12 protein-coding genes are annotated in these 13,955 nt (G+C 72.2%); 6 read left to right on the top strand and 6 right to left on the bottom strand.

Annotated elements, in window-relative coordinates:
- Positions 1–79: 79 nt before the first annotated feature.
- Both ABZ374_RS06195 and ABZ374_RS06190 read right to left on the bottom strand, forming a co-directional pair.
- Complete coding sequence (locus ABZ374_RS06195; RefSeq protein WP_360306850.1) at positions 80–337, bottom strand: helix-turn-helix transcriptional regulator; 258 nt, start codon at positions 335–337, stop codon at positions 80–82.
- 233 nt (positions 338–570) lie between these two features.
- The gene (locus tag ABZ374_RS06190; protein ID WP_360306847.1) at positions 571–1,416 is read right to left on the bottom strand and encodes an SDR family NAD(P)-dependent oxidoreductase; all 846 of its coding nucleotides are present in this window, start codon (positions 1,414–1,416) and stop codon (positions 571–573) included.
- Positions 1,417–1,733: 317 nt separating this feature from the next.
- Here ABZ374_RS06190 and ABZ374_RS06185 point away from each other — a divergent pair, with 317 nt between their 5' ends.
- Positions 1,734–2,018 carry a hypothetical protein gene (locus ABZ374_RS06185; protein WP_360306844.1) on the top strand — a complete coding sequence of 95 codons (285 nt, stop codon included), beginning with the start codon at positions 1,734–1,736 and terminating at the stop codon, positions 2,016–2,018.
- 97 nt (positions 2,019–2,115) lie between these two features.
- Here the strand turns inward: ABZ374_RS06185 and ABZ374_RS06180 are convergent, their stop codons facing one another.
- The 3 genes from ABZ374_RS06180 to ABZ374_RS06170 all read right to left on the bottom strand — a co-directional run bounded on the left by ABZ374_RS06180 (position 2,116) and on the right by ABZ374_RS06170 (position 4,864).
- Positions 2,116–2,364: an SCO4226 family nickel-binding protein gene (locus ABZ374_RS06180; RefSeq protein WP_360306841.1), complete on the bottom strand. Its 249-nt coding sequence runs from the start codon at positions 2,362–2,364 to the stop codon at positions 2,116–2,118.
- Between the two features lie 605 nt (positions 2,365–2,969).
- The gene (locus ABZ374_RS06175) at positions 2,970–4,412 is read right to left on the bottom strand and encodes a helix-turn-helix transcriptional regulator (RefSeq protein ID WP_360306838.1); all 1,443 of its coding nucleotides are present in this window, start codon (positions 4,410–4,412) and stop codon (positions 2,970–2,972) included.
- 203 nt (positions 4,413–4,615) lie between these two features.
- Positions 4,616–4,864, bottom strand: a complete 249-nt coding sequence (locus ABZ374_RS06170; protein ID WP_360306835.1) for a hypothetical protein — start codon at positions 4,862–4,864, stop codon at positions 4,616–4,618.
- Positions 4,865–4,878: 14 nt separating this feature from the next.
- On the opposite strand from ABZ374_RS06170, the gene ABZ374_RS06165 reads away from it, so the two are divergent.
- Entirely contained in the window at positions 4,879–5,475 is a 597-nt protein-coding gene (locus ABZ374_RS06165) for a hypothetical protein (RefSeq protein ID WP_360306832.1), read from the top strand.
- Positions 5,476–5,651: 176 nt separating this feature from the next.
- On the opposite strand, the gene ABZ374_RS06160 is transcribed toward ABZ374_RS06165, so the two are convergent.
- Positions 5,652–5,816, bottom strand: a complete 165-nt coding sequence (locus ABZ374_RS06160; RefSeq protein WP_360306829.1) for a hypothetical protein — start codon at positions 5,814–5,816, stop codon at positions 5,652–5,654.
- 47 nt (positions 5,817–5,863) lie between these two features.
- Here ABZ374_RS06160 and ABZ374_RS06155 point away from each other — a divergent pair, with 47 nt between their 5' ends.
- The 4 genes from ABZ374_RS06155 (at position 5,864) to ABZ374_RS06140 (ending at position 13,950) form a co-directional block, all read left to right on the top strand.
- Entirely contained in the window at positions 5,864–6,436 is a 573-nt protein-coding gene (locus ABZ374_RS06155) for a hypothetical protein (RefSeq protein ID WP_360306826.1), read from the top strand.
- 461 nt (positions 6,437–6,897) lie between these two features.
- Entirely contained in the window at positions 6,898–7,461 is a 564-nt protein-coding gene (locus ABZ374_RS06150; protein WP_360306823.1) for a sigma-70 family RNA polymerase sigma factor, read from the top strand.
- An 88-nt stretch (positions 7,462–7,549) separates the two neighbouring features.
- A complete protein-coding gene (locus ABZ374_RS06145) occupies positions 7,550–9,091 on the top strand; it encodes a hypothetical protein (RefSeq protein ID WP_360306820.1) in 1,542 nt (513 codons plus the stop codon).
- A gap of 155 nt (positions 9,092–9,246) precedes the next feature.
- The gene (locus ABZ374_RS06140; protein ID WP_360306817.1) at positions 9,247–13,950 is read left to right on the top strand and encodes an FtsK/SpoIIIE domain-containing protein; all 4,704 of its coding nucleotides are present in this window, start codon (positions 9,247–9,249) and stop codon (positions 13,948–13,950) included.
- Positions 13,951–13,955 lie beyond the last annotated feature (5 nt).

The following is a 13,955-nucleotide window of genomic DNA, read 5'->3' as shown; positions in this document are numbered from 1 at the left end:
CGGCGTGCGACGCGGGAGTCCTACGCCGCGCCCGGCGAGGGGCCCGGGCCGCCCTTCGGTTCCAGGGCCGCCCGCCGCCTCATCTCCCTCGGGGACGCGCCGTCCGGGCCGCCTGCGGTTCGATCAGGTCGTCCATCGTGCAGTCGAGAATGTCCAGCAGCGCCATCAACGTGCGCATCTTCAACCGGTCCGGCTTGTCGACCACGAGTCGGTACACCTGACTCGGGGACAGGTCGACGCCGCGTGCGGCCAGCAGGGGACGCAGGTCCGTCGTGGCGAACATGCCGCGCTGCGCCATCACCGCGCGAAGATGCCACCGGTAGTCCAGATCTGCCATCGCCCCGTCGGTCCCTTTCTCTTCGGCTTCGCCTCGACCCACCCGGAGCGGTGCTGCGCGACCGGGCGCGAGGGCATGTGGGCAAGGGTCCACCGGTGTGTGCCGCGTTCGCATCAGTGACTCCCTGGCCGAATCACCCCGACCGGGGGAAACCGCACCCGGCGCCGGCGCTGCGTCCTCGGTTCGGCGGGTCGCGCGGGGAGCGGCGGCGGTGCCGGGTCGGAGGGGCCGGGTCAGAGGCCGCCCCGGAGGGCGAACTCGGTGATGTCGTGCAGGCGTTCCTGTACGCCGTGATCGCAGGCCTGGGGGTTGATCGGCCCGGGGGCACGCCCGTGGTACCAGGCGCCGTTGTCGTCACACAGCGCGGCGACGTGGCGGATGTCGGCCGCCGCCCGATCGGGCCGGTCCGCGCCGGCGGCGGACCCGGCGCCCGGGTGCGTCGACATCCACGCGGGATCCATGGCGACCACGTCGATGGCGTGCCGGGGTCGGTGCCGGGCCAGCCGGCGGGAGTAGGTGACGAGCGCCAGGCCGGCGTGCGCGTGGGCCAGGGACGCCGAGTACGGATGCCGGGCCAGGCCCGGGTCGTCCGGGTGCAGCGCCGTGGTGAGGTGGGTCCCCGAGGCGACGTTGACGATCCGGCCGCGCGAGCGATCGCCGATCAGGTCGATCAGCCCGTCGGTGAGTTGCACGGGGGCCAGGTAGTTGGTGCGGAAGGTGAGTTCGGTGCCGCCCGCGTTCACGGTCCGGGCGGGCGCGCCGGGGCGTTCGGCGTTGTTGACGAGCAGATCGATGCGGTCGGTCACGGCGCGCACCCGCCGGACCAGGCGCGCCACCTCGGCGGGGTTCGCATAGTCGGCGGCGAAGTAGTCGAGCCGGGCGCCGGGGGCCAGCTCCTTCCGCACGGCGCGCAGCAGCTCGGCCACCTCGTCCTCCCGTTCCGGGCCGTGCAGGACCAGATGCCCGGCTCGGCCCGCGAGCGCGGACGCGGTGGCCCGGCCGGTGCCGGCCGTCGCCCCGGTCAGCATGATGGTCAGGGCGCCTTCGGCATCGTGGTCCCCATTGGGCGTCTTGTGCATGCTCCGTCCGTTCTTCCCCGCGGTCCCGGGATCGTCGTTCCCTCGGCGATCCCATCGCGGAACCGCACCCGACCACCCTCCCCGGCGCACCCTCGCCTTCGCATCCGTCATCCCCTGGCCGACCCGCCCCCGAGTGCGGCATCCGTACGGGGGGTCCGACCCGCGATCGAGGCCGAGGGCGCAATGCCGGGCGCTCGGGGCGGGTTTCGGTGCGTACACGTTTTGATGTAGGGAGTGGTCGTTCCTGTGCATGAAGACCGAATTGCGCGGAAACGGGAGGCTGGGGTTTCCCCGTTGATCGTTTCGAGAGGAAGACCATGAAGATCGACAAGAGGTTTGCGGTACTGGCGACGGCCGTCGCGCTGCTGACGGCGCCCGGCCTGGCCGTGGCCCAGGCGTCCGCGACGGCGGCGAGCGCGGCGACGGCCGAGCGCGCGGCCGCTCCGGTCGCCGGTCCGGGTTGGCATCACGTGCAGGACTTCGCGCCCGACGACCTGGGCGGTTGCCACACGAGGGGCCAGTGGTATCTGGACAACGGCGCCAACAGGTACGAGTGCCGGCCCGCCGGCGTCTGGCAACTGTGGGTACTCACCGACTCCTGAGCGTGTCCCTCGACCGGAACACGGGCCGGAACCCGTGGCGCCGGCGCTTCCGCAGCGTCGTCGCCACGGGTCCCGGCCACCAAGCGGCTCGTGCCCGTTACACCGTGACCGGCACGGGGTGGACCTCGGCCACGGGGTGCCCGGCGCGTTCGTGGACCCGCAGGACCGCTTCGGCCGAGGGCGCCTCGGACAGGCAGTACACGGTGCCCGACTCCGGGTCGGCCCAGGCGTGCCGGAAGTGCACGCCCTCCTCCTCCTCGATCGCCAGATCCGCCTGATGCGCCGCTGCCAGTTGTTCGTTGGTGATGCCGGTCATGCCGGTATGGACGTCCATGAAGGTCGCCATCGCCGCACGCCTCCTCGCCTCTCGATGATGGGCCCCGAGCAGTTCTCGGATCCGCTCCTTCCCCGCACTCGTTCACACTCCTTCCATCGTCCACCCGCGACCGGAACACCGCCCTGCGATATGGGGCGTTCGGTACGTCGATCGACCTGTGCGACGGATGAGACCCGTGGTGGTGCCGAGCCCCGGCGGGGTGCGGCATGCCCTCTGTTGCGGGGGTGACGATCGCGAAGTCCGGGTCTCCCGGGTCGAGTACCGCGCGGCGACCGTGACTCGGGCCGGCCGGCGACCTGTCGCCGGGCCCGGTGGTGCGACTCGATGGCGGCCGGTCGCACCACGATCCGGCCGGTGACGTCCGGGGAGGCCACCATCTTGCCCCATGAGGCGGACCGGAGCGGCCCGGGCCGGCGGAGTGAGCGTCGCCACGGCCGCGACCGCGGCAACAACCGTACAGAGCAAGCGTGCGCGCGAGGGATCGGACTCCTCGACGCAGTCGGAGGCGGGCCGATCACCCGATGGACCCGTCGCCGGCACACCGGCCGCCCGCGTCGGCGGCCGTCACCATCCCGGAGCGCCGATCCGGCTCCGCTCAGCCGGGCGACCCACCATCACCCGAACGGCCCGGCCGGCTGGTCCGGTTGCCCTTCGGGCTCCCGTTCGACCCACTCGCCACCGCCGAGCGGATAGTCGTAGCCGGGGCGGCGCACGTCGGCGCTCGTGCGGAACGGCAGGCCCTTGTTGTCGATCCGCAGCGTGCCCCGACGATCGCCACTCGACCAGTCCAGGGTCAGATCCCAGCGGACGTCGTGTGCCTTGGTGTGCACCGTGACGTAGAAGACCTCCGGGTCGGACGCGCTTACCTTGTACGGGAATTCGCGTTGGCCGTTCTTCCCGGTGAGGGTGGGGCTGCCCTTGTCGAGGTCGATGTCGAACGACTTGGTGTTCACTTCGCCGCCGCAACCGACGCCCATCGCGTAGTCGTTCCAGGCGAGCGGCGCGCTCTTGCCGGCGATGCGTACGTGCAGTGCCTCCAGGACCACGGTGTCCCGATCTCGGCCCTGGACGGTGAGGGCGACCGTTTGTTCGCCCGAGGAGACGGCGCCGTACGCGGCGGCCCAGCGGGTGGCGTCCCCCTCGTTCGCGGGCGGGCCGACCTGGGCGGGGGCGCTGTCGACCAGGAAGTGCTGGCTGCACGGGTTGTGGTAGACGTACGGGCGAACGCCCACCCCGAGCGGAGCGGCGCCGGCGGACTCCCCCGCGCTCGGCGTCCCGCCCTTCGAAGCGCTCGGGCCGGCCTTCCCGAACTCGGTCGTGGCGGCCGAGGGCGATGCCGTCCCGCCGGGGGGTGGCGAGGCGGGAGCCGGCACGGTGGAGCGGTCCCCGGCATCCGCCGAGCCGGGGATCGCGGCGGCGGAACCTGCTTCCCGGCGGTCCCCGGTGTCACCGGCTCCGTCACCGGAGAGTGGATCCACGACGACCATCACGACTGCCAGTACGGCCGCCACCGCGGCGAAGGCGGTTGCCACGGTGAGACGACGTCGCGCCGGCACCGACTTGGGCGGGGCGTCGACGACGGCCGCGGCGCCGTCCTCGTCCTGCACGGGCGTCGCTGCCGCGGCCGTTCCGGCGATGGGGACCGCATCCGCCTCGGACTCGGACGTCGCGCTCTCGGACTCGGCCTCGGCCTCGGCCTCGGCCTCGACCTCGACCTCGGGCGATTCGCCCGCCGAGGCCGATGCCGATGTCAATGCCGAGACCTCCTCCGCGCCCGGCGCCGCGTCCGCCCGGCGCCCCCGTGCCGCGTCCGCCAGGATCCAGCGCCGGTGCAGCTCGACCAACTCCTGCGGCGTTGCCCGGCACACCCTCGCGAAGCGCTCCACCGGCGCGTAATCGTTCGGTACGGCGCTGCCGTTGCAGTAGCGGTGCAGGGTCGACGTGCCCATGTGCAGCCGCTTCGCCAACGCCCCGTAGCTCAGCCCCGAGCGATCCTTGAGCTCCCGCAGCAGTCGCGCGAACGCGTCCGCTTCCTCGGCCCCTGTTGTCCCCGGCACGCGTTCCTCGTTCCCCGCGGCCCGTTTCCCGTATCCCAGGTGCGCCGCGTCTTCCCTGGTCGGAGTCTGTTTCACGGTCCGGCAGGCCGACTGCCCACCGCGTACGCCGCCCGAACGGCCCACCCACAGGCTCCCGGCCATTCAAGCAGCCCACACGTCCTGCCCGACGGCCGGTCGTTCCCGGTCCCGGTGGGCGGCGCCGCTCAGCCCTCGATCAGCGAGTCGTAGGGCCCCATCTCCGGCGTGAAGACGAGAACGAAGTCCTCGCCCAACGCACCATGAAACGGAGAGAGATGGCACCTCCCGGAAGAATCCTCGCGACGGTGTTCGCCACGGCCCTTCACGGGCACGAGTGCGCTGACGACAGCGGTTTCGGCAACGGCCTTACCGGCAAAGGCAATCGCGCCGCCAACCGCGACCGCGGCCGCGCCGGCCGGCTCGTACACCGTCACCGTCGGCGCCAAGGGTGCGTGGACACACCCGGACGACACCCCCGGCCAACTCCTACATCGACGAGGACGGCACCTTCTACTTCCGGCAGGCCCATTCCCTCTACGGCGCAACGCAGAGCCGCGCGTGGAGCTTCTTCACCGGGACCGATTTCGACTCGGCCGCCTTCTCCACCGCGATCGGCGACGCGGGCACCAATCCCGATACGACCGCCTTCCGCAACAACAGCCCCACCGGCGTGGAGTCCACGTACGCACCGAGCGGTTCGGGCTACTCGCAGCGCAACTTCTGCGACCTGACCGGGATGTGGGTGGATCCGGACACCGGCGACTGGTACGGGCCGGTGCACAACGAGTTCAGCCCGCAGCCCTTCGGCGACGGCGTGCACTACGACTCGATCGACTACGCGGTCTCCCGGGACCAGGGCCGGACCTGGACGATCAAGGACCACGCCATCACATCCCCCCACAGCACGAAGCTCGGTGACACCGCCGCCTTCCCGAACCAGACCTACTCCTACGGCGACGGCGACCAACGGCTCTACGTGGACGCCGCGTCCGGCTACTTCTACGCCTTCTACGGCTCGCGCGCCGTGGACAAGAACGGCGGCTGAAGGCGTTCTACGCCCATGTGGCCCGAGCGCCCATCTCGGGGAAGATGGCCACCGGCACCTCGGACGGCGCAGTTGGCGTCTTTCGGCCCCGGAAGCCCGTCCCGGCCCGGCGCGCGGCCGACGAGGGGGTGGTCGGGGTCGATGCTCTCGCGTTGCCGGGAATGGGCCCGCGTGCGTCAGGGGCGCCGGATTGCGACGAGGGCCGAGGTGCAGGCCATCAGGGCGCTCAGGCCCCAACTCCCGTTCGCCGCCGCGAGCACCGCGATAACCAACGCGGTGGCCGAGATCGGAACGCGGATCAGCCAAGCCCCGGAGGAGCGGTTCCTCGGTTCCGGTGTCATCCGCCATACCTTTCCGAACACGGATGCGGTTGCGGTTCCGGTGGACGGTGAAGCACCGCATCCGTAAAGGTACTTGCACGATGAACTTTCGTATACAGCGGAACTCGACGGGCATGGCTGGGGTGTTCCGTGACGGCTCGACGCGTCTCGGGCGACGGGAAGTGCTCGTGTCGGGCGCCGCGGCGGTGCTCGCGGCGTGCACGTCGTCGGCGGCGAAAGAGGCGGACGGTGACACGGTACGTCGGGATTCGGCGCCGTTGGAGCGGCGGTTTCCCATGCTCGGGCCGCTGTTCGATGCCCGGTGGCTGGGCGATGTCCTGGGTGTCGATTCGCGGATGTCCGTTCCCGGGCCCAGCGATGTGCGGCTGGTGGGCTTCGCTCGGTTGAGGGCCGGTGGGGTCGCTGCGATCGTGGCGACGCCGGGGCGGGACTTCCGGCCGGCGACGCCGAGTACGGTGCCGGACGCGCTCACGCGGTTCGTGCCGAAGGACGCGCGGTGGGTCGGCAGCAAGTCCTTCGACAGCGAGATGTACCCCGGCGTGTTCCACCTCGACCCGGGCACCGACACGGTGTACTTCGACACGATCGATCCGAGTATCGGGAACGGCACGCAACCGTAGCGGTCGGATTACACCGGCTGATTCCCCGCCGACACCCGCCGCCCGGGCCACCTCGACCTGCCCCTGCCCGGACCCGCCATCGACGCGCCCACGTACCGCTCACTGAACCGGCACATCGCCGTCCGGGCGCAGCGCCGGGTCCCCGAACCGAAGCCGTGGTCGGCGACGACGTCCGCAACGCCCCGCAGAACGGCACCCGAGTGGACGGCGACCACCCGGGCAGCCCGGCTCGCCGGTACCTGTGGCCACCGGCCGTGATCCGAAGGCCGGGGCCGGCGCCTGCGCCCATCGGGCCCGGCGCCACCCGACAACTACGCGTGTCGGCCGATGGCTTGCATTTCGGACCGGCCGTGGGCGGTGAATCCTCAAATTCAGCGCAGATCCAACGGACCTGTAGCGCAGCGTAGTTAGTGTTCACGGGTTCGAGCCGACACTTCGGGGGGAGCGAGGAATCCGGTGCCGTGACATCCTTTCGTGCCGATGACCGGGACAACGGCAACCAGGCACGCTCGACAGATGACAACGAACTCGCGGAACTCGCCGAACTGGTCTATCGGCGCTACGCCATGCCCCTGTTGTCCTTCTGCCTCAAGCTCACCGGCGGCGATCGCCCGTGGGCCGAGGACGTCGTGCAGGAGACCATGCTGCGGGCGTGGCGGCACGCGGGCACGATCGCCGAGGACACGTCCGACCTGATGCCGTGGCTCGCGACGGTGGCCCGCCGGATCGTCATGGACGACCGCCGTGCGCGCCGGTCCCGACCGCAGGAATGCAGCCCAGAACCGTTGGAGTACGTCCCGGCCGACGACCAATGGGAGCCGCTGCTCTGGAAGATGGCCGTGGCCGACGCACTGCCCTCGCTCACCGCCGCGCATCGCGAGATCCTCGCCGAGACGGTACTGCGTGATCGTGACCTCAAGCAGGCGGCCGAGATCCTCGGCATACCCCTCGGAACGGTGAAGTCCCGTACCTACTACGCAATCCGCGCCCTGCGCCACGCCTTACGAGAGCGCAACGCAGGATGAGCGCCCGGGATTGCGTAGTGTGCCGCGCGAACGGCGCACCGCGCACGGGTGATCCCGTGGACGTGCGATGGGAGGAGTTACCCGGCAGATGAGAAACACCGATCCGCTCAAGTTCTTCGCGGACCACCGCGACACGATCCTGCACTGGGCCGGCATCTCGGCCGCCGCCCTCGCGTTCTTCCTGATCCTCCGGTTCTTCGCGATGCGATTGGGCGGGTGGAAGGCGGCAACACGTCGTCTGGGTCGGGAAATCGCCCTGACCGGATACGCGTTCGGTGGCCCGGTGCGGGTCTGGCTGCGCTACCGGCGCTCGGTGCGGTTGCTGGTGGCGCGGTTGGGCGCGGGTACCACCTGGCGGGACGCGGAGCGGGCGCTGGTGGCCGCCAAGTTCGCCGCCGCCCCCGGGCAGCCGTACGCGGTCGTGGTCGGCGACGACACGGTCACCGTGTTGCTCGCCGCCGGCGACGTCCCCACGCCCGAGGGCATTTGGCAGCCCCTGGCGCACGACCCTCGGGCCTGGACCGCCACCCGGGCGGAGTTGCCGTCCGTCACGCCGGACGCCGAGGGGGTCAGACCGATCGTCGTCGCCCTGGGCGAGCGCGACGGGGAATGTGTGTTCCTCGACCTCGCGGTCGGTCCGCCGATGGTGTGCGTGCAGGGTGATCCGCATTCGAGCCCCGCCCTGTTCCAGGCGGTCGCGGCGCAGTTGGACGCGCGACTGCCCGGCGGGCAGGTCGTGGTCGCCGACGGGGTCCACCACGACATCTCCGGGCTGCCGGTCCGGGACGCGTATCGAAGCGCCCGGGCCAGGCCGCCCCGGCTGGGCCTGCCCACGTTCCTGGCAACCCCGGAGCTGCCGGACCCGCTGCCGCCGGAACTCGTCGAACCGGCGGAGGATTCCCCCTCGTTGCGGGTGCTGCTCGGCGGATCGGGGCGCGGCCACGTACGCACGTTGCTGACCGATGTGCACGGTCGGGTCGCCGTACCGGGTACACCTCTGATGCTCTCGTGCAGCGCGCTCGCCGCAGCCCTCGCCCGGGTGTTGCCGGGCATTCCGCCGGTGCTCCCGCCCGCTCCCGCGCCGGTCTCCCGGTCCGGCGCGGGTAGCGTCGAGTGGTTCGCGGAGGAGGAGAGCGGGAACGAGGCCGCCGCCGTGCGGCCGGGAACGGCCCAACCGGCGACCGCGTTGCCGGCCGCGACCGTCGAACCGGCGGACACTCCGGCGGCGGTCTCGGCCCGATCCGCAGTCGCCGAGCCGCCCGCGCGGTCCTCCGGCGGGTCGGCCGCTTCGAGCACGGCCCGACCGTCGGCACGGAGCACTCCCGCCGGATCGCCCGGCCTCGCCGCGGAACCCGAACCGGTGCCTACCGTCGGCGAACCGAGGCCCGGAGTCTCCGCACGGACGTCGACCACGACGCCGTCGTCGGAGCAGGATCCCCATGCGTCACCCGCCGTATCGGCCCGGCGGCAACCGCCTTCCGGTGCACGATCGGCCGCCGATCCGGATCCCACTCCCCACGCCGACCCACCCGCGACCGAGCCCGACCCGGCTCCGGAGCCCGCACCCACCGCCGACACCGGGAGCCCTCCGCGAGTGGGCCCCGAGCCGTCCTCGCCCGGTCCGCGGTGAGGCGTCGGGCCGCAGCCCCGATCCCACGCGCGCGGCCGACCGTTCCCCCGGACCGTCCCCGCGCGACACCCCGACCCGGTCGCTCCGAACCGCCCCACTCACGCCTCCCCCACCCCCGCAGCCTCGCCGTCTCGCCCTCCCCGCGAGAGAGTTGGATGCCCGTGAACCTCGCCGTCACCACCACCGATCCGCAGGGTCGCCGCGCCGATCACCTGCTGGACGTCCCCGATTCGGCGACCGTCGCCGAACTCGGTGCCGTACTGGGCACCGCCGATCTGTTCCTGGGCGATCGCCGGCTCAATCCCGACATCCGCGTGGGCGCGAGCGGCATCCGCGCCGGGGCGTTGCTCGGCCTCGGCGGCCCCGCGCCGACCGAGACGGCGACCCGGGCCTGGCAACCACCGGGAGCCGACCCGGTGCTGGTCACCGTGCGGCATGTGTCGGGCCCCGGGGCGGGCCGGGTCTGGCGGCTCGGCCCGGGGCGGCACGAGGTCGGCACCGACCGTGCGTGCGCGTTGCGCCTGGACGGCGGCGAGGCGCCCGCCCAGGGCACCTGGATCACCGTCGGCACGGACGCGGCCGTCACGATCGCGCTGCCGGACGATGCCGACCCGGAGCGGTGCGGGCTGCGCAGCCTCACCCCGCCGCCGCCGGTCGATCCGATCACCGGCACACCGCTCTCCGCCGAGGAGCCCGCCGGCATGCAGGAGGGCGGCCCCGGCGGGCACTCGACCGAGTCCCCGCCGCCGGGTCCGGACGGGCTGCCCGCCCGGCCGCCGTTGCCGCCGATCGGCTACCTGCCGCCGCCCGACGACGGCTCGCAGTCCTGGCCGACCTACGCCGACCTGTCGCTCGGCGAGCATCTGCTGCGCCTGGGCCCGCCGGACGAGCCCGAGGCGGCGGTACGCACGTCGGCGAACGGTCTCGGCGTCGAGTACAACCGGCCGCCACGCATCGCGCCGCACCTGGACGGCGAGTCGATCCGGATGATGGGTCCGCCGACGGACAACAGCAAGCGGCCGTTCCCCTTCCTGATGATGATCGCCCCGCTCCTGATGGGCCTGGCGATGATGTTCCTGTTCCGGAGCCTGTTCTTCGTCGTCTTCGTGTTCTTCACACCGCTGATGGCGATCGGCAACTGGGTTTCCGGCAAGCGCAGCGGTCGCCGGGACTACCAGGAGGCCAAGCGGGTCTATCGGATCCGCCGGTCGGCGTTGGAGACCGAGATGCGCCGCGCGACCGTCGACGAACGCGGGCTGCGCAACGCGACGTTCCCGGATCCGGCGGCGGTGTTGCTGATCGCGACCGGTCCGGGCCCGGGCCTGTGGCAACGCCGCCGGCGCGACCCCGACCACCTGACCATCCGACTCGGTACCCTCACCCGCGCGTCCCTCAAGAGCATCGACGACCAGGCGCGCGAGACGCACTACCGAAGCGTCAACTGGCGCCTCGCGGATGTGCCGTTCGGGGTCGAGATGACCGGTTTCGGAGTGGTCGGCATCGGCGCCCCAGGGGAGACGGCCCGCCGGATCGCGAGCTGGGCGGTGATCCAGACGGCCGTCCTGCACAGCCCGCGGGACGTGCGCATCGTCGTGCTGACCGAGGACGAGCACGCCGACGCGTGGCAGTGGGTGCGGTGGTTGCCGCACCTGCGGCCGGGCCGGGCGGGCGCCGCGGTGGTGGCCCTGGGCACCGACCCCGAGAGCACCGCGCATCGGGTCAACGAGCTGATCTCCGACGTCCAGACCCGCCTGGACGCCGCGAAATCGGCCCTCGGTCCCACCCTGCATCGCGAGCCCGACGTCCTGGTGATCCTGGACGGCGCCCGCCGGCTGCGCGATGTGCCGGGCATGATCGACGTGTTGACCAACGGCCCGGCCGTCCGGGTGTTCGGTCTGTGCCTGGAGGAACGCGAACACCTGTTGCCGGAGGAGTGCACGGCGGTGGTGACGGCGAACCGCGGCCGGCTCGACCTGAAGGCGTCGCACGTGCCGGAGGTCAAGGGCATCCGGGCCGACCTGGTCGACCCGGCCTGGTGCGAGGAGGTCGCGCGCGCCGTCGCGCCGGTGCTGGACGTCACCGTGGACGGCGATTCCGGACTGCCGTCCGAGGTCGCGCTGTTGCCGCTGATCGGTCAGGAACCGCCGGACGCCGACCTGCTGTTGCGTGCCTGGGCACGCCGCCCGGCCTCCACCTCGTTCGTCCTGGGCAGCGGGTACGAGGGCGTGCTGCGCCTGGACCTGGTCCGCGACGGCCCGCACGGCCTGATCGGCGGCACCACCGGCTCGGGCAAGTCGGAGCTGCTGCAAACCATGATCGCCTCGCTGGCCGCGGTCAACCGGCCGGACGAGCTGACCTTCGTACTGGTCGACTACAAGGGCGGCAGCGCGTTCCGCGAATGTGCGGAACTGCCGCACACCCTCGGCATGATCACCGACCTCGACGGGCACCTGGTCAAGCGCGCGCTGGCCTCTTTGGACGCCGAACTGCGCCGCCGCGAGACGGTCCTGAACGAGGTCGAGGCCAAGGACCACACCGAGTACCGGATCAAGCGCTCGCGGGACCCGCGCCTGCCTCCGCTGCCCCGACTCCTGCTGGTGATCGACGAGTTCGCCACCTTGGTCCGCGAACTGCCGGACTTCGTCCCCGGTTTGATCAGCCTCGCACAGCGCGGCCGGTCACTGGGCCTGCATCTGCTGCTGGCCACCCAGCGGCCGGGCGGCTCGGTCAGCAACGAGATCAAGGCCAACACCAACCTGCGGATGGCCCTGCGGGTGACCGACCGCTCGGAGAGCCAGGACATCATCGACGGCGTCGAGGCCGCCGGCATCTCGCCGAACAACCCGGGACGGGCCCTGGTCCGGCGCGGCGAGGGCGCGCCCACCCCGTTCCAGACCGCGTTCGTCGGCGCGGAACGCCCGGGTGCGGTTCCGAGTTCGGTCGTCAAGGGCGCCGCGTCCCGGCCGGTCCGCGGGGTCCGACTCGGCTGGCAGCGCCTGGGCCGCCCGATCGACCTCGCCGAAGCCGACGCCGACGCCGAAGCCGGCACCGACATCGACACCGACGTGAGCGCGGGACCGGAGTCGCACTTCGACTCGCACGAGGGCCGGATGATCACTCCCTTCGAGGAGCAGCCGACGGACCTGCGCGCCCTGGTGGACGCGTTGCGCGAGGCGGCCGACCGGCTGCCCGACTTCCGGCCGCAGCCCAGTCCCTGGCTGCCGCCGATGGACGGCCGGATGCGGCTGGACGAGCTGCCGGCCATCCCGGAGCCGGCGCCCGGCGCGCTGCCGATGGTCCCCTACGCCCTGCTCGACATCCCGCACCTGCAGGCCCGGCGGCTGGCCGCGATCGACTTCGCGTCCTTCGGGCACCTGTACGTCATCGGCGCACCGCGTTCCGGCCGCACCCAGGTGCTGCGCACCGTCGCGGGCGCGGCGGCGCTCACCATCCCCTGCTCCGACCTGCACATCTACGCGATCGACGCGGCCGGTGGCGGGCTGAGCGTGCTGGAGGCGCTGCCGCACTGCGGCGCGGTCGTCTCGCGCCACGACGCGGAGCGCATGGAGCGGCTGATCAACCGGCTGTCCGCCGAACTCACGGCGCGGCAGCGGCTGATCGCGCAGCAGGACTGCGCGGACGTCACCGAGTTGCGGAGCAGGGTGGACAAGGACCGCCGACCCGCGCACCTGGTGCTCATGGTGGACGGCTGGGACGCGCTGAGCACCATGCTCGACGACTACGACGGCGGCCGGTTGTACGCCGACTTCGTGCGGCTCCTGCGCGAGGGCCAGGGCGCCGGGATCCATGTGATCGCCACGTCGGAGCGGCTGTTGCTCGGCGGGCGCCTGGCCGCGCACAACGACCATCGGCTGTTGCTGCGTCAGACCGACCCGGGCGATTACACGCTCATCGGCATGCCCCGCAACAGCATTCCGGCGGCGGTGGCCCCCGGTCGGGGTTGGCTGGCTCCGGGGGCGATCGAGGCGCAGATCGCGTTGTTGCCCTCGATCGCCGAGCCGGCCGTCGCCACGGGCGGCGTCGACGGGGAGGACACCTCGGCGAGCGATCAGAGCGACCAGGCCGAGTCGATGCGGGAGTTGGGCCGGCGGGCGAGTGCCCGGGACGCCAACGTGCCTCCGGTACGACGGCCGTTCCGGATCAGCGAGATGCCGACCCTGATCGGTTTCCAGGAGGCGCACGACCGGGTGCCGCAATCGCTGCGCAGGCCGTTCCACGCGCTGCTGGGTGTGGGCGGCGACGCGGTCGAGCCGCTGGTGCACGACTTCGCGGACGGCGGCGGGTCGTTCATGGTCGCCGGACCGCCGCGCAGCGGACGCACCACGACGCTGGCCGCGATGTGTGTGTCGTTGCTGATGAGCGGCACCCGACTGATCGTTCTCACGCCGCGTGACTCGCAGTTGCGCAAGCTGGCCGCGCACGGCCTGGCGCAGGTGCTCACCGACCCCGATCCGGAGCCGGAGGTACTGGTGGAGGCGTTGACCGCGGTACGAGGCGAGCCGGTGGTGGTCGTGGTGGACGACGCCGATCTGATGCTCGCCTGCGCCGCCGACTCGGTGCTGCGTCGGATCGCCACCTCCGGCCGGGACCACGGACAGGGGCTGTTGCTGGCCGGGTTGGCGGAGTCGATGAGTTCGCTGGGCTGGGTCGGCATGGCCCGACGCTCGCGGCGCGGCCTGCTGCTCGGGCCCAAGACGCTCGGCGAGGCGGACCTGATCGGGGTCAGGTTGTCGGCCGAGCAGGTGCGTACGCCGCTCGGCCCGGGCCGGGGCTGGACCGCAGGCGACGCGGGGTCGGCGATCGCGGTGCAGGTGCCGCTCACGGTCCTCGACGGCTGAGGGGA

The organism is Embleya sp. NPDC005971 (genome assembly GCF_040629175.1).
Taxonomy (GTDB): Bacteria; Actinomycetota; Actinomycetes; order Streptomycetales; family Streptomycetaceae; genus Embleya.
This window is presented reverse-complemented; position numbering and strand designations above follow the sequence as displayed.